Raw genomic sequence first — 16720 nt, forward strand, 5'->3', positions numbered from 1 at the left:
GGGAGTCGGGCGTCGCCCCGGCGTCGTGGCGCGGAAGCTCCGGTGACCACCGGGTGTCGCCGGCGGCCCGGAGCTGCTACGCGGTGGTGTCCCGCTCGATCGCGGCGAGCGGGATGGGCAGCCAGGTCGGACGGCTACGGGTCTCGTAGAGCACCTGGTAGACGGCCTTGTCCAGCTCGTAGGCCCGCAGCAGCGCGGCGTGCGCGCGCGGGTCCTCACCGGCGCGGGCGGCGTAGCCCGCGCAGAACGCGTCGCGGTTCGCGGCCGACCAGTCGTGAGCCAGGCGCGCCTCGGCGGTGTCCGAACCGAGACCTGCCTCGGGCGTGTCGGACCGGGTCAGCAGGTGGTGGAAGGCTGCGTAGTCGAAGGAGAACAGCATCCCGACGACGTCGCGCACCGCGGAGTCCGGCGCGCGCCGCTCCTGCGGGGAGGCGGCGGGCTCGCCCTCGAAGTCGATGATCAGCCAGCGGCCGTCCGGGCGGCGCAGGGTCTGGCCGAGGTGCAGGTCGCCGTGCACCCGCTGCACGACGACGGGCGCGCCCAGCGCGGCCACCTCGTCGTAGACGGCGCGGATGGCGGGCACGTGCGGGGCGAGCACGGGCACCTGGTCGGCGATCTCGGTGCATCGCCGGGTCCAGTACGCCGCCAGCTCACGCGGGTCGGTCTCGCTGGTCCCGAGCTCGGCCCGCAGCGCGACGTGCACGTCGGCGAGTGCCTCGCCGAGCGCGCGGGCCTCGCCGGTGAAGTCGACCCGGTCGCGCACGGCCGCGGTGGCCCGTTCCCACCCGTCGTGCGAGCCGGCGGCGAACTCCTGCAGCAGCGCGAAGGTGGCGGGCGCACCGTCGAGGACGCCCTCGATCCCGCCCTGCAGCGCCGCGACCGAGGTCGACCCGGCCGCGCGCAGCGCCCGGTGCAGCTCCAGGTCGGGGTTCAGGCCCGGCGACAGGCGCCGGTACACCTTGAGGATGGAGCGCTCGCCCCAGCGGACCGAGGTGTTGGACTGCTCGGCGTCGACGACGCGGCCGGTCTCGGACAGCGGCAAGACGGCGCCCGGCTCGGGGACGAACGACAGGTCACCGACGGTCGCGCCCTCGGCGACCAGCCGCAGCAGCAGCGCGGTGACGGCCGGGTCGTGCAGGCCGTCGTAGAGGACCTGCCCGTCGTGGTCGCCGATCGGTGCGGCCCCCACCGGGGCGTGCGAGGCACGGGCCAGCAGCAGCTGGTAGTGCCGGTCCGGCCCGTCGGCGAAGGACACGGCGAGGACCAGCACCTCGAGCCGGGTGACGCCCTCTGCGGCGGGCAGCGGGTGCCGTGCCGCGACGGCGACGCCGGTCAGCGGGCGCCCCTTCTCGGCGAACCAGCGACGCCCGGGCAGCCAGTCGCGCAACAGGCCCGGGAGCGTCGTCAGGTCCTCGGATGCTCCGCTCGGCCGCACGCGTCGTCCCCCTCCTGCCGGGCCGTCCGCCCGGCGTGTGACACCCACCGCGGACGTCTCGGGGGACCGCCCGCACCACGTCGGAGCACCGGGCGGAGCCCCCCGGGCCCGCAGGTGAAAACCCTAACCGGGACAGGCCGACCCGGCCGGGTCAGGACGTCGGGTGGGCGGTACTGTCCGTGTCGGATCGACCACCCGCTGGTCACGGGCGGTGATCGCGCTTCCGTCCGGCATCCCCGTGCCCGGAAACCCATACTGGACGTGGTGCCCGCGGGTACCCCGCGACGGTGCGCACGCGCCCGCGTGCGGATCTCCGTCGCAGGGCGCACCGTGGGCCCGACGTGCCCAGTACCTGCCCTGACCTGCCCCCAGAGCGACCGGAGGACCGGCGGCGTGACCGAGCGAGAGTCGAAGGCCGACATCCCCCCGACGATCCCGGAGACCCAGGCCCGGATCACCCCGGCCGATCCGCTCGCCGCCGTCGAACCGGTGCCCGCCGAGGCCGAGCACGTCCCGGAGCCACCGGACGTGAACTTCGTCGAGTACTACCACGAAGCACGCCCGCGCACGCTGCGTCACCGGGCCCGGGTGCGGTCCACGGTGCGGCGCCGCTCGGTGGCCCAGGACGGGCCGGCGTCGGGGGAGAACCCGGTCTACGTGTCGTGGCTGCTGTCCCAGTCGATGCTCGGCCACGCCGACGAGCTGGCCCGCCAGTTCTCCGGGCAGGGCTCGATGTGGCAGAACCCCTACGCCAGCCCCGGGCCGCGACACGCGGTCGAGACGGCGTCGGTGTGGTTCACCGCCTACCCGATCTCGCTGATCACCGCCTCGGGCGAGTCGTTCCTGGCCGCCCTCGGCGACGAGGAGCTGTGGCAGGCGTTCGAGACGATCGGCATCGAGGGCGTCCACACCGGGCCGGTGAAGAAGGCGGGCGGGCTCTCGGGCTGGCAGCCCACCCCGAGCGTCGACGGCCACTTCGACCGCATCTCCAACGAGCTCGACCCGGCCTTCGGCACCGAGGAGGAGTTCCGCGCGATGTGCGCGACCGCCACCTGGCACGGCGGCACGATCATCGACGACATCGTCCCCGGCCACACCGGCAAGGGCCCGGACTTCCGGCTCGCCGAGCTCGCCTACGGCGACTACCCGGGCATCTACCACATGGTCGAGATCGAACCGTCCGACTGGGGGATGCTGCCCGACGTGCCGCCGGGGAAGGACTCGGCCAACCTCGACGCCGCGACCGAGGAGGCGCTGGAGAAGGCCGGCTACATCGTCGGCCGGCTGCAGCGGGTCATCTTCTACCGCGAGGGTGTGAAGGAGACCAACTGGTCGGCGACCGGCGAGGTCACCGGCGTCGACGGCGTCGTGCGGCGCTGGGTGTACCTGCACTACTTCAAGGACGGTCAGCCGTCGGTCAACTGGCTGGACCCGACCTTCGCGGGCATGCGGATGGTCATCGGCGACGCCCTGCACTCGCTGGCCGACCTCGGGTCGGGTGCGCTGCGCCTGGACGCGAACGGCTTCCTCGGCGTGGAGAAGGCGGGCTCCGGCAACCCCGGCTGGTCCGAGGGGCACCCGCTGTCCGAGGCCGCGAACCACCTCATCGCGAGCATGGTCCGCAAGGTCGGCGGGTTCACCTTCCAGGAGCTGAACCTGACCGTCGACGACATCAAGGTCACCTCCGAGGCGGGCGCGGACCTGTCCTACGACTTCATCAACCGCCCCGCCTACCACCACGCGCTCGCGACCTCGGACACCGAGTTCCTGCGGCTGACCCTGCGCACCGCGCTGGACCTGGGCGTCGACCCGGCGTCGCTGGTGCACGCGCTGCAGAACCACGACGAGCTGACCTACGAGCTCGTGCACTGGACCGCGGGGCACACCGAGGAGCTGTTCCACTTCCGCGGTGAGGAGATGCGCGGCGGGGACCTGGCCGACACGATCCGCCGCGACCTGTGCGACGTGCTCACCGGGCCGGACGCGCCCTACAACCTGATCTTCACGACCAACGGGATCGCCTGCACCACCGCGACCGTCATCGCCGCGTCGCTCGGCATCTCCGCGCTCGACGACATCGGGCCCGACGACGTCGAGCGCATCCGGCGGGTGCACCTGCTGCTGGTCATGTTCAACGCCTTCCAGCCCGGGGTCTTCGCGCTGTCGGGCTGGGACCTGCTCGGGATGCTGACGCTGCCGCCGGAGTCGGTCTCGGATCTGCTGAACTCCGGGGACACCCGGTGGATCTCGCGGCCCGCGCACGACCTGATGGGACGCCGGCCGGGTGCCGAGCGGTCCTCGTCGGGCATGCCCCGCGGCCGCAGCCTCTACGGGTCGCTGCCCGACCAGCTGGCCGACGAGACGAGCTTCGTCCGCCAGATGCAGGCCATCCTGGCCGTGCGCAAGCGCTCCGGGGTGGCGACGGCCCGCCAGGTCGACGTGCCGGACGTGTCGCACCGCGGCCTGCTGGTGATGGTGCACCTGCTCGACGACGACCGGACCAGCGTGACCGTCCTGAACTTCGCCGACGAGCAGGTGGACGCGTTCGTCCGGTCGGAGCACCTGGCGCCGGGCGCGACGGTCACCGACCTGTTCTCCGGCGAGGACCTGGGGGTCGTCGACGACCTGAACGGGTTCCGGATCGGGATGTCGCCGTTCCGGGCGACCGCCGTCGTCCTGGAGCCCCCGGCCGAGGACGCGGGAGCCTCCTGAGCCCTACCGCATGAACGGGCCCCTCGTACGAGGGGCCCGTTCATGCGACGAGGGGTTGGGGCTCGCTCAGAGCAGCGGGGCCTGCGCCGGCAGCGCGATCACGTGCGCGACGTGGTCGGTCGGGACCAGCCGCACGAAGTTGTACTCGCCCCAGCGGTAGGTCTCGCCCGACACCTCGTCGTGCACCTCGACGACGTCGGTGTAGCGCAGCCCCAGCGCCGGCATGTCCAGCTTCAGGGTGCCCTGCTGCGGCGCGTGCGAGTCCAGCGTGCACACCACCAGCACCTGGTCGCCGGTGGACGGGTCCAGCTTGGAGAACGCGATGATGTTGGTGTTGTCCACCTCGTGGAAGTGGATCTCGCGCAGCTGCTGGAGCGCCGGGTGGGCGCGGCGGATCTCGTTGAGCCGGGTCAGGTACGGCTCCAGCGAGCGGCCCTGGTTCAGGGCGGACTCGAAGTCCCGCGGACGCAGCTCGTACTTCTCCGAGTCCAGGTACTCCTCGCTGCCCGGCTTGACCGGGGTGCCCTCGTACAGCTCGAAGCCGGAGTAGACGCCCCAGGTGGGCGCCATCGTCGCGGCCAGGGTCGCCCGGATCGCGAACATCGCCGGGCCACCGGTCTGCAGCGACTCGTGGAGGATGTCCGGGGTGTTGGTGAACAGGTTGGGGCGGCACTCGTCGGCGTGCTCGGCGTGCATCGTCGCGAAGTCGGCGAGCTCCTCGGCCTCGGTCCGCCACGTGAAGTACGTGTAGGACTGGGTGAAGCCCAGCCGCGCCAGCCCGAACAGCCGGGCCGGGCGGGTGAACGCCTCGGCCAGGAACAGCACCTCCGGGTGGGTCCGCTTGACCTCCCAGATTAGCCAGTGCCAGAAGTTCGGCGGCTTGGTGTGCGGGTTGTCGACCCGGAAGATCTTCACCCCGTGCTCGACCCACTTCAGCACGACGCGCAGGCACTCGGCGTAGATGCCGGCCGGGTCGCGGTCGAAGTTGAGCGGATAGATGTCCTGGTAGCGCTTCGGCGGGTTCTCCGCGTAGGCGATCGTCCCGTCCGGGCGCACGGTGAACCACTCCGGGTGCTCGGTGACCCAGGGGTGGTCGGGCGCGCACTGCAGCGCCAGGTCGAGCGCGACCTCCATGCCGAGCTCGTTCGCCCGCGCGACGAACGCGTCGAAGTCGTCGAAGTCGCCCAGCTCCGGGTCGATCGCGTCGTGCCCGCCCGCGGCGGAGCCGATCGCCCACGGGGAGCCGACGTCGCCCGGCTCGGCGTGGGTGGAGTTGTTGCGGCCCTTGCGGTGCACCGTGCCGACCGGGTGGATCGGCGGCAGGTAGACGACGTCGAAGCCCATCCGCGCGATGCGGTCGAGCTCCTTCGACGACGTCGCGAACGTGCCGTGCACCGGGCGGCCGGTCTCGTCGCGGCCGCCGGTGGAGCGGGGGAAGAACTCGTACCAGGAGCCGTACAGCGCACGGGGCCGGTCGACGAAGATCGTCCGCTCCGGACCGCGGGTGATGAGCTCCCGGACGGGGCGCTCGGTCATGATCGCGACGACGGCGTCGAACAGGGCCGGGGCGACCCGCGCGCGCAGCGGCAACGCGGTGTCCCGCAGCGTGTTCGCGGCGCCGAGCAGCAGGTCGCGGTTCTCGGACTCGGCCGGGCGACGCCCGACCCTGGCGAGCAGCCGCGCGCCGATCTCGAGGTCGTTGGCCAGCTCCTCGGCCGTCTGGCCCGCGGCGATCTTCTTCTCCACCGCCGAGCGCCAGGTCGCCCACGGGTCGCTCCACGCGTCGACGCGGAAGGTCCAGCGACCCTCGGCGTCAGGACGGACCCAGGCCACGAAGCGGTCGGTGCCCACCCCGTCGGGCTGCATCCGCACGTACTGCGCGTCCCCCGGCGTCCCGTCGGCCGACAGCGGGGTGAACACGACGTTCGCCGCGACGGCGTCGTGTCCCTCCCGCCACACGGTCGCCCGGATCGGGACGACCTCACCGACCACGGCCTTCGCCGGGTCTCCGCTCTGCACGAACGGGGTCACGTCGTCGATTCCGAGCCGACCGGTCATCGGCTGCACCCCCAGGAAATTGTCACCGTCGGTAGATGTCCCCACCAGAGTCGAGACGGCCAGTCTGACGCCGCCACGTCACCTGTCGCCACACCCGCGGGACCATCGGCGTGAACGGATCGGAACGGATGTGGACGGAACCGATTCGACGTGCACGGACCCACCGATCCCGCGGCAGTGCGACCCTACCGGTGAGACCCCGTCCCGGCCGGGCGGGACGCCGCGTGCGTGTCGGTGTTCCCGGCTACCCTCGCGGCCGTGAGAGCCCTCCGCCGTTTCACCGTCCGTGCCCAGCTCCCCGCTCCGCTCGCGCCGCTGCAGACACTGGCGACGAACCTTCGGTGGACCTGGCACGCGCCGACCCGGGACCTGTTCGCCTCCCTCGACCCCGACGCGTGGGACGCCTGCGGCCACGACCCGGTCCGCCTGCTCGGTGAGATCCCCACAGCGCGCCTGGCCGAGCTCGCCGCGGACGAGGCGGTCGCCGCCGAGGTCGCCGAGCGGGCCGCGGAGCTGGAGACCTACCTGTCCGAGCCGCGCTGGTACGCCGAGGCCGGCGCGGACAGGCCGTCGGCGGTCGCGTACTTCTCGATGGAGTTCGGCGTCTCGGAGGTGCTGCCGAACTACTCCGGCGGGCTCGGCGTGCTCGCCGGTGACCACCTCAAGGCCGCCTCTGACCTGGGCGTCCCGCTCGTCGCGGTGGGGCTGCTGTACCGGTCGGGGTACTTCCGCCAGTCGCTGTCGCTCGACGGCTGGCAGCTCGAGCACTATCCGGCGATCGACCCGCAGGGGCTGCCGCTGCAGCTGCTCACCGACCCCTCCGGCGCGCCGGAGCTCGTCGAGGTCGCGATGCCGGGGGACCGCACGCTGCACGCGCGGATCTGGCAGGCGGCGGTCGGGCGGGTCCCGCTGCTGCTGCTCGACACCGACATCGCCGAGAACGCCGCGGAGAGCTCCGACGCCGGTGGCGGGGCGGACCTGCGCGGGGTGACCGACCGGCTCTACGGCGGCGACCAGAACCACCGCATCCAGCAGGAGATCCTGATCGGCGTCGGCGGGGTCCGTGCGGTCCGCGCGTTCTGCCGGCTCACCGGGCACCCGACGCCGGAGGTGTTCCACACCAACGAGGGGCACGCCGGGTTCCTCGGCTGCGAGCGGATCCGCGAGCTGTGCACCGGCTCGGCCGTGACGTCGAACGGCGCGGGCCCCGCGTCGGCGTCGGCGTCGTCCGGCGGGCTGGATTTCGACGAGGCGCTCGCCGCCGTCCGTGCGGGCACGGTGTTCACCACCCATACCCCGGTGCCGGCGGGCATCGACCGGTTCGGCCTGGACCTCGTGCGGCACTACCTCACCGACCGGCTGCTGCCGGGCCTGCCGACCGACCGGCTCCTCGCGCTGGGCGCCGAGGAGGACCCCGAGACGTTCAACATGGCGCACATGGGCCTGCGCCTGGCCCAGCGCGCGAACGGCGTCTCGCGGCTCCACGGCAGCGTCTCCCGGGAGATGTTCGGCGGGCTGTGGGCCGGGTTCGACCGCGACGAGGTGCCGATCGGCTCGGTCACCAACGGCGTGCACGGTCCCACCTGGGAGGCGCACCAGGTCACCGAGATGCTCGGCGAGCCCGGGAGCAGCGCCGCCGAGGTGTCCGACGCCGAGGTCTGGGGGCTGCGCAACACGCTGCGGTCCCGGCTGGTCGACGAGGTCCGTCGCCGGGTCCGCGCCGCCTGGCTGGAGCGGGGCGCCTCCGAGCCGGAGCTGGGCTGGACCGACCACGTCTTCGACCGCGACGTGCTCACCGTCGGCTTCGCCCGCCGGGTCCCCACCTACAAGCGGCTCACGCTGATGCTGCGCGACGCCGACCGGCTCCGCAGCCTGCTGCTCGACCCGCAGCAGCCGGTGCAGCTCGTCGTCGCGGGGAAGTCGCACCCCGCCGACGACGGCGGCAAGGCGCTCATCCAGCAGATCGTGCGCTTCGCCGACGACGCGGGCGTGCGCCACCGCATCGTGTTCCTGCCCGACTACGACATGTCGATGGCGCGCTACCTCTACTGGGGCTGCGACGTCTGGCTGAACAACCCGCTGCGCCCGCTGGAGGCCTGCGGCACCTCGGGCATGAAGTCCGCGCTCAACGGCGGGCTGAACCTGTCCATCCGCGACGGCTGGTGGGACGAGTTCTACGACGGCGCCAACGGCTGGGCGATCCCCACCGCGGACGGCGTCGAGGACCCGACCCGGCGCGACGACCTCGAGGCGAACGCGCTCTACGAGCTCATCGCCACCCAGGTCGGCCCGGCGTTCTACGACCGCGTCGATGGCGTCCCGCACCGCTGGGTCGAGATGGTCCGCCACACCCTCACCACCCTGCGGCCGAAGGTGCAGGCCACCCGGATGGTGCGGGAGTACGTGCAGGACTGGTACACCCCGGCTGCCCGCGCCGCTGCCGACGCGGCCGCGTCGGACTACGCCGTCGCCCGCGACATCGCGCTGTTCCGGGCCCGGCTGGACAAGGCGTGGAACCACGTCCGGATCACCGGCGTCGACGCGTCCGGGCTGCCCGACACCCCGGTCGTCGGGTCGCCGATGACGGTCCGGGCGGGGGTGGACCTGGCCGGGCTGGACCCGTCGGACGTGACGGTCGAGGCCGTCGTCGGGCGGGTCGACACCTCCGACGAGCTGGCGGACCCGGTGACCGTTGCGATGCAGCACCGCGGTGACGGGTCCTGGGAGGTCGCCGTGCCGCTGCCGCACGCGGGGCTCACCGGGTACACGGTGCGGGTGCTGCCGCACCACGCGCACCTGGCGTCGTCGGTCGAGCTGGGGCGGATCGTCCTGGCGGGCTGAGGCCGGCGGGTGTCGTCCGCCCGCGTTCAGGGACCGCAGACGTCGAGCGGGGGGTGGGTGCCCGCCACCTCGCCGTGCTGCGGGAAGTACCAGGTCAGCGTGCGGTAGGCGGGCTTGCCGTCGCAGCTGCCCGGGTCGGAGGCCACGACCGTCGCGCGCTCCTGGGTCGCCGACGCCAGCGCCTCGCCCGGGGCGGCGTAGGCGGCCGTTCCGCTGCCGGTCGCCGTCGTGTCGCCCCAGTTCTCCCAGGTCAGGTGCTCGATGACCCCGGTGGAGTCGGCGCCGCCCAGGTCGACCAGCGACGGCCGCACGGTACCGAGGCCGCGGGCCTGCGACCGGCCGGAGGAGCCGAGGACCACGCTCGACCCGTCGACGATCATCGCCGTGTCCTCGGAGGTCGGGACGGCGAGCGCGGTCGGGCCCACGGCCGTCTCCGCGCCCCGGGACGGTGCGATCAGTGTGGAGCCGGAGCACCCGGTCGCGATCAGTCCGGTCAACAGGACCGCGGCGGCGCGGGCCGCCGTGCGGGCCACCTCAGCCGCCGCAGCACCCGCCGCCGCAGCAGCCCCCGCCGCCACCGGCCGGCGCCATCGCGGGCCGGGACGCGGCACCGGACCGGCCGCCGAGCGCGATCGTCGACAGCAGCTTCACGGTGTCCGCGTGCCCGTGCGGGCAGTCCGCCGGGTCCGACGACGCGGCCATCGGCCGCTCGACCTCGAACGTCGTGCTGCACTCGCGGCAGCGGAACTCGTAGCGCGGCATGCGCGGAGCCTACGCCGCGGGCCGCGCCGCTCCCAGCCCTCGCGGTGAGGGTGCGGTGGTCAGCGGCTCCGCAGCAGGCGCACCGAGCGGGGCGGCAGGACGATCGTCGCGCCCGCGTCGACCGGCGCGGTGTCGGCGGGGGTGCCGTCGGGCGTCGTGGAGTCCAGGACCGGGTCGAAGCCGTGCTCGGCGGGCAGCACGCAGTCGACGGGCTCCTCCCCGGCGTGCAGGGCCAGCAGCCAGTAGTCGGCCAGCAGTACGACCAGAGTGCGACGGCCCCCGTCGTGCCAGTCTCCGGGCTCCATCGGGCGTCCGGACGGGTCCCACCAGAGGACCTCGCCGTCGACGTAGAACTGGTCGCGGTGCAGCACCGGGGACTCGCGGCGCAGCGCGGCGACGCGTCCGGTGAACGCCTCCATCGCGGTGGTCTCGTCGGTGGTGGTCCAGTCCACCCACGAGGTCTCGTCGTCGCGGCAGTAGGCGTTGTTGTTGCCGCCCTGGGTCCGCCAGCGCTCGTCGCCGCCGGTGATCATCGGCGTGCCGATCGACAGCAGCAGCGTCGCCATCATCGCCCGGGCGGTGGCGATGCGGGCGGCGCGGACGCCCGCGTCGTCGGTCTCGCCCTCGACGCCGTGGTTCTGCGAGCGGTTGTCGTCGGTGCCGTCGCGGTTGTCCTCGCCGTTGCCCTCGTTGTGCTTGCGCTCGTAGGAGACGAGGTCGCGCAGGGTGAAGCCGTCGTGCGCGGTCACGAAGTTCACCGAGGCCCACGGGCGGCGTCCGGACAGCTGGTAGATGTCGGAGCTGCCGGTCAGCCGCGACGCCAGCTCGGCGACGCCGCCGTGGCCGCGCCAGAAGTCGCGCACCGCGTCGCGGTAGCGGCCGTTCCACTCCGACCAGGCGACGCCGAACCCGCCGACCCGGTAGCCCTCGCCGGTGGCGTCCCACGGCTCGGCGATCAGCTTGGTCGTCGACAGCGTCGGGTCCTGCGCGATCGCGGTGAGCAGTGCCGAGTCCGGGGAGAACGGCCCCGACCGCGGCCGGCCGAGCACCGAGGCGAGGTCGATCCGGAACCCGTCGACGCCGTAGGCGTGCACCCAGTGCCGCATGGCGTCGCAGACGAGCCGGATCACCGTGGGGGAGCCGGCGTCGAGGGTGTTGCCGGTGCCGGTGATGTCGGCGTCGTGCCCGGACCCGCCGAGCGAGTAGTAGGCCGGCGCGTCGAGGCCGCGGTAGGACAGCGTGGTGCCGCCGACCCCGCCCTCGCAGGTGTGGTTGGGGACGATGTCGAGGATGACCTCGATCCCGGCCGCGTGCAGGGTGTCGACGAGGTAGCGGAACTCCGCGACCTCGTTGCCGGGGTCGCTGGCGTAGCCCGCGTGCGGGGCGAGGAACCCGAGCGTCGCGTAGCCCCAGTAGTTCGACGCGCCCCGCTCCAGCAGCGGCGGTTCCGGCGCGTTCGCCTGCACCGGCAGCAGCTCGACGGCCGTCACCCCGGTCCGCTGCAGCTGCGCGATCACCGCGGGGTGCGCCAGGCCGAGGTAGGTGCCGCGGTGCGCCTCGGGCACCTCCGGGTGCAGCCGGGTCCAGCCGCGCACGTGGATCTCCGAGATCACCGTCTCCGACCACGGCACGTCCGGCCGGGACGGGCGCGGCGCGAGGTCGGTCGAGGTGACGACCGACAGCGGCACCGAGCCGAGCGAGTCGACGGTGCTGGGCCGCCCCGACATCGGGTCGCCGTCCCACCCGCGGGCGGCGACGAGGTCGGTGACGGTGCCGGTGATCCGCGCCGCATAGGGGTCGACGAGGATCTTGTTCGGGTTCGCTCGCAGACCGTGGAACGGCCGGTACTCACCGTGCACCCGGTAGCCGTAGCGCTGGCCGGGGCGCACACCGGGGACGTGGCCGTGCCACACGCCGAAGGTGTGCTCGCGCAGCTCCACCCGGCGCTCCGTGAGCTCCTCGCCGTCGGTGTCGGAGCCGTCGACCAGGCAGACCTCGACGGTCTCGGCGCTGGTGGTGGCGACCGCGAAGCGGGTCCCGTGGTCGTCGGGGTGGGCACCGAGGGGGAAGACAGGCACGATCGGCCAGGATAGGGGGGTGACTTCGCCCCGAACCCCCGCCGCGCCCGGTGTCACAGAGATCGACGACGAGGATCTGGTCGTCGGTATGGACGCCGCCACCGTCCGTCGTGGTGACACCGTGCTCCTCGACGCCGTCGACTGGCGGGTCGAGCTCGACGAGCGCTGGGTCGTGCTCGGCCCCAACGGCGCCGGCAAGACCACCCTGCTGCGCCTGGCCGGTGCCGAGCTGCACCCGACCTCGGGCACCGTCTTCGTGCTCGGCGAGCGGATGGGCCGGGTCAACGTGTTCGAGCTCCGCACCCGGATCGGCCTCACCTCGGCCAACCTGGGTGTGCGCATCCCGGGCGACGAGATCGTCTCCGACGTCGTCGTCTCCGCTGGGTACGGCGTGCTCGGTCGCTGGCGCGAGGAGTACGAGAACGACGACACCGGCCGGGCCCGGCAGCTGCTCGACCAGCTCGGGATGGGTCCGCTGGCCGGGCGCGCCTACGGCACGCTGTCCGAGGGCGAGCGCAAGCGCACCCTGATCGCCCGCGCGCTGATGACCGACCCGGAGCTGCTGCTGCTCGACGAGCCCGCCGCCGGGCTGGACCTCGGGGGCCGCGAGGACCTCGTCACCCGGCTCGCCGACCTCGCCGACGACCCGTACGCCCCGGCGTCGGTGCTGGTCACCCACCACGTCGAGGAGATCCCGCCGAACTACAGCCACGGCCTGCTGCTGCGCGAGGGTCGTGTGGTCGCCGCGGGGCTCCTGGACGAGGTCATGACCTCCGAGCCGCTGTCGGAGACGTTCGGGCTGCCGCTGACCGTCGAGCGGCGTGGCAACGGACGGTTCACCGCCTACCGGCGCGACTGACCCCCCGCCACGCGGGCAGTGGGGGAGGCGCCGGTTGGCGAGGGATCTTCCTCGGGATGGGCCGTTCGGCGTCTTCCCGAGGTACGTCCGGGCCGGTCGCGCGCGATGGTCGTGGTCAGCTGCGGGCCGGAGAACCCGGCCGGCACGACGACCGGACGGAAGGTGCACCGATGGCGGCTCCCCGACGCGACGACCCCACGCGGCCCCAGCGCCGCACTGCGGCCCCTCGGCAGTCACTGGTCGTGGGACTGACCGCGCTCACCGCCGTCGGGGTGTTCGGGGCGGCCGTCGCCGGTGCACCGGCCGGGGAGACCGGCGACTCCACCGAGGAGTGGGCCGCCTGGGCAGCGGGACAGCGGAACGAGGCGCTGCAGCCGGACGACGCGGAGATCCGGGCGTCGCGCGATGCCGCCCCGGAGTCCGCGCCGGAGCCCGCTCCGACCCCGTCGGCCGCGGCGGAGCCGAAGCTGCCCTCGCTCGACGGCGTCGGTGTCGACGAGCCGGAGGTCGTGGCCCCCGAGACGCTGTTGCCCGCGGTGCCGTCGGCGCCGTCCGTGCTCGGCCCGGTCGTGGCCTCCGCACCGGTGGCCGCCGCGCCCGTCGCGCTGCCGGTCCCCGTGGCGTCGGCTCCGGTCTCGCTGCCGGTGCCGGCAGCCCCCGTGCGCGAGGTCGTGACGCCGGTGGCCGAGTCGGCCGGAGAGGCCACCGACACCGTGGCCGCGTCCGCCGGAGACGCCACCGACACCGTGGGCGGGGCCGTCGCGACGACGCTCGACCGGCCCGTGGAGACCGTGGACTCCGCCGCCACCCCCGTCACGTCCCTCGTCGCCGCTGACCGGCCGTCCGAGGCGTCCGGTTCCGCGACGTCCGAGGGGGCCGCGGACGTGCCGACCGGTTCCGCCCGGCAGGCGGAGGTCGCCGAGGCCCTCACCGCGTTGGGCATGCTGCCCGAGCCCGCTGCCCCGGCGGAGAGCGGCTCGCCGCAGCAGACGGAGGAGCCCGTGGCCGAGGGCACGCAGCAGGCCGCACCGGTCCAGTCCGACCCGGCACAGCCCGCTCCCGAGCAGCCCGCACCGTCACAGCCTGCACCGGCGCAGCCCGCACCGGCGCAATCCGCTCCGGAGCAGCCCGTTCTCGCGCAGCCCGCACCGTCGTCGAGCGATCCCGCGCCGGAGGAGGGGACACCCGCCGCGGAGGGCACGCCGCAGTCCGCTCCGGTGGCCGCCGCACCCGAGGAGGTCTCGGAGCGGGAGGCGCTCTCGCTCGCCGACCAGTGGATCGCGCGGATGTCGGCCGGGGCGACCGAGCGCGGGCGGTTGTCCGAGCTGGTCGCGCAGGCGCCGTCCCGCGGGGCCGCCGTCGCCGGTCAGCCGGAGCGCGCGCCCGGTGTCGACGGCACTTCCGCCCGGACCCCCACCGGCTCCGCCGCGGACGACGCGACGCCGGCCCGGACCGCCGCGGAGGTGGCCACCCAGGACGCGACCGGGCCGGCCGGGGTCGCCCTCCCGCGTGCCGAGGAGAGGACCGACCGCGCGATCGAGCAGCAGGCGGTCGAGTTCATGCTGGCCCAGCAGCAGGCCGCCCAGCAGCAGGCGGCGGAGCAGAAGGCAGCTGAGGAGAAGGCGGCCGAGCAGCAGGCGGCCGAGCAGAGGGCGGCTGAGCAGAGGGCGGCTGAGCAGAGGGCGGCCGAGCAGCAGGCGGCCGAGCAGAAGGCGGCCGAGCAGAAGGCCGCCGAGCGGAAGGCGGCGGAGCGCAGGGCCGCCGCGCAGGAGGCGGCCGAGCAGCGGGCAGCCGAGCAGCGGGCAGCCGAACGGCAGGCTGCCGAGGAGCGTGCCGCGCGGCAGCAGGCCGAGGAGCAGCAGGCCTCGGAGCAGTGCTCCACCGACGCGTCGTCGCTGTCGGTCTCGGTGAAGCAGAACGACGAGGGCAAGGTGACGGCCGTCCGCATCTCCGGATTCGACGAGCACTGCTCGGGCCGTACCGCTCACGTCACCGTGAGCACCGACGACGGCGGCACGTCCGCGACGAAGACGATCAGCGGTTCCTCGGTGACCGTGTCCCTGGACGAGCCGGTCGACCCCTCGTCGGTGAGGTCGACCGAGGTGTCGGTCGGCTGAGGACGGAGGCCGGACAGTGCAGGACCGGACGGCGCAGGACCCGGCGACGGGCGATGCCACCGACGAGTGGGTCCCCGTCGACTGGACGGTGACCTGGGACGCGGGGCGCCCGAGCGGGTCCACCGGAGGAGCCGGACAGGTCTCCGGCCCGGCTCCCGGGGCCGGTCCGGAGACGGATCCGCCGGTCCAGCCACCCCCTGCCCCGTCGTCGGCGCCGGACCTCCTCCCGCCCCCGGGCCGCGATTCCGTCGACATCGGTGCGCCGGCCCGCGGCTCTGCCGAGATCGGTGCGCCGGTCCGGGACCCTGCCGACACCGGGTCGCGAGTCCGGGACCCTGCCGACACCGGGGTGCCGGTCCGGGACACCACGACGACGGCCGGGTCCCCCGGGCCGCAGGCGGGAGCCGGGGACGCGGCCGATCCGGAGACCCGTGCCCTGCGGGTGACGCCGCAGGCAGCTCCGCCGAGGTCCCCCGAGCGGACGGGAAGTGCGACCGGGGAGACCACGACCCCCACGACCCCCGCGACCCCCGCGACGACGGCGATCCCGGTGGTCACCGGCCCCACCACCCCCTCCGGCGGGAGCACCACCCCACCGGTGGGCACCGGCTCCACGGCCGGTCCGGTGCCCCGCGACGGGGCCGACCGGCGTACACCGCCACGCGGTCGGGCGCATCCGTCGTCCCGGCCGACCGCCGCGTCGCCGGACGGACCGCCGCCCGGCCCGAGGCGGCCGCGCTCGGTCCCGCAGCACCCGGACACGCCGCCGCGGCCGCGACGGCCCGCGCCGCCCGCCGGGACGAGGCCCGCACCGGTCCCGCTGCCGGTCGAGCACGCCGGCCCGGTCCGGCCCGTCGCGCCGAACGCCCCGATCCGCTACGCCGGGGACCAGCCGATGCACGGCTGGCGTCGCGGCGTCTACGCCGTCACCGCGGGCCGTTACAACCCCGGGCCGTCCCCGGCGCAGCTCGCCCGGCAGGACCTCATCCAGCAGATCCGTCGACCGCTGGCCGGGGTCCGCAGGATCGCGGTCGCCTCGATCAAGGGGGGCGTCGGCAAGACGACCGTGTCGGCGTTGCTGGGGCTGGTGCTGGCGGAGAACCGCGGCGACCGGATCGTCGCCCTCGACGCCAACCCCGACGCGGGCACCCTGGCGGACCGGCTCACCGGCGACACCTCCGCGACGGTCCGGGAGCTGCTCGCGGGCGCCGCGCACGCGTCGTCGGTCCACGATCTCGACCGCTTCAGCAGCCTGGCCGGACGCCTGCGGGTCATTGCCTCGGAGCAGGATCCGGCGGCGGGGGAGTCGTTCAGCCGGGAGGAGTACGAGGCGGTCTGCGGGCTGATCGGCCGCTTCGCCAACGTGCTCGTCACCGACTCGGGCACCGGGCTGGTGCACTCGGCGATGGAGGGGACGCTGACGCTGGCCGACGCGCTCGTCGTCGTGGGGACCCCGACCGTGGACGGGGCGACGCGGGCGTCGAGGACCCTGGACTGGCTCCACGGGCACGGGTTCTCCGCGCTCGCCGAGCAGGCGGTCGTCGTGCTCTCCCAGGACCGGTGGAGCCGGGAGATCGACCGGGACGTGGTCCGCAGGCACTTCGAGTCGCGTGTCCGCGCCGTCGTGGAGCTGCCGTTCGACCAGCACCTCGCGCACGGTGGCCGGATCGACCTGGCCCGGCTGGCGCCGGCCACCGTCGACGCGGTCCTCCTGCTCGCCGCCCGGATCACCGACGGTTTCGAGGGCTGCCCACCGGCCGTCGACGGGGGAAACCCCTGTGTTCGGCGGCCGCGCGACGCACGGAGGCACACCGCGGGACCGGCCTGGCCATGATCGACGGTGGATCGGGTCCGTCCC

Annotated in this window: 10 protein-coding genes; 5 read left to right on the forward strand and 5 right to left on the reverse strand. The window is 74.2% G+C overall.

The features are described 5' to 3' along the window. Positions 1–76: 76 nt before the first annotated feature. Positions 77–1435 (reverse strand): aminoglycoside phosphotransferase, encoded by a 1359-nt coding sequence (locus KPL59_RS05835; RefSeq protein ID WP_226360172.1) that lies wholly within the window; start codon positions 1433–1435, stop codon positions 77–79. A gap of 393 nt (positions 1436–1828) precedes the next feature. On the opposite strand from KPL59_RS05835, the gene treS reads away from it, so the two are divergent. Next, positions 1829–4147, forward strand: a complete 2319-nt coding sequence (gene treS, locus KPL59_RS05840) for a maltose alpha-D-glucosyltransferase (protein WP_226360173.1) — start codon at positions 1829–1831, stop codon at positions 4145–4147. Positions 4148–4213: 66 nt separating this feature from the next. Here treS and KPL59_RS05845 read toward each other — a convergent pair whose 3' ends face one another. Continuing rightward, the gene (locus tag KPL59_RS05845; protein WP_043281991.1) at positions 4214–6205 is read right to left on the reverse strand and encodes an alpha-1,4-glucan--maltose-1-phosphate maltosyltransferase; all 1992 of its coding nucleotides are present in this window, start codon (positions 6203–6205) and stop codon (positions 4214–4216) included. A 258-nt stretch (positions 6206–6463) separates the two neighbouring features. On the opposite strand from KPL59_RS05845, the gene glgP reads away from it, so the two are divergent. Beyond that, positions 6464–9046 carry an alpha-glucan family phosphorylase gene (gene glgP, locus KPL59_RS05850; RefSeq protein WP_226360174.1) on the forward strand — a complete coding sequence of 861 codons (2583 nt, stop codon included), beginning with the start codon at positions 6464–6466 and terminating at the stop codon, positions 9044–9046. Between the two features lie 26 nt (positions 9047–9072). Here the strand turns inward: glgP and KPL59_RS05855 are convergent, their stop codons facing one another. The 3 genes from KPL59_RS05855 to glgX are packed head-to-tail and all read right to left on the reverse strand — an operon-like array spanning position 9073 to position 11886. Further along, positions 9073–9579 (reverse strand): hypothetical protein, encoded by a 507-nt coding sequence (locus tag KPL59_RS05855; RefSeq protein WP_226360175.1) that lies wholly within the window; start codon positions 9577–9579, stop codon positions 9073–9075. 1 nt (position 9580) lies between these two features. Continuing rightward, positions 9581–9808 (reverse strand): zinc ribbon domain-containing protein, encoded by a 228-nt coding sequence (locus tag KPL59_RS05860; protein WP_226360176.1) that lies wholly within the window; start codon positions 9806–9808, stop codon positions 9581–9583. Between the two features lie 59 nt (positions 9809–9867). After that, the gene (glgX, locus tag KPL59_RS05865) at positions 9868–11886 is read right to left on the reverse strand and encodes a glycogen debranching protein GlgX (RefSeq protein ID WP_226360177.1); all 2019 of its coding nucleotides are present in this window, start codon (positions 11884–11886) and stop codon (positions 9868–9870) included. Between the two features lie 88 nt (positions 11887–11974). On the opposite strand from glgX, the gene KPL59_RS05870 reads away from it, so the two are divergent. The 3 genes from KPL59_RS05870 (at position 11975) to KPL59_RS36735 (ending at position 16696) form a co-directional block, all read left to right on the forward strand. Continuing rightward, the gene (locus KPL59_RS05870; protein WP_083695224.1) at positions 11975–12745 is read left to right on the forward strand and encodes an ABC transporter ATP-binding protein; all 771 of its coding nucleotides are present in this window, start codon (positions 11975–11977) and stop codon (positions 12743–12745) included. Between the two features lie 170 nt (positions 12746–12915). Further along, complete coding sequence (locus tag KPL59_RS05875; protein WP_226360178.1) at positions 12916–14862, forward strand: hypothetical protein; 1947 nt, start codon at positions 12916–12918, stop codon at positions 14860–14862. A gap of 16 nt (positions 14863–14878) precedes the next feature. Beyond that, positions 14879–16696, forward strand: a complete 1818-nt coding sequence (locus KPL59_RS36735) for a MinD/ParA family protein (RefSeq protein WP_226360179.1) — start codon at positions 14879–14881, stop codon at positions 16694–16696. Positions 16697–16720: the final 24 nt, after the last annotated feature.

It is taken from the genome of Pseudonocardia sp. ICBG1142, from assembly GCF_020496255.1.
In the GTDB taxonomy this organism is placed as follows: Bacteria; Actinomycetota; Actinomycetes; order Mycobacteriales; family Pseudonocardiaceae; genus Pseudonocardia.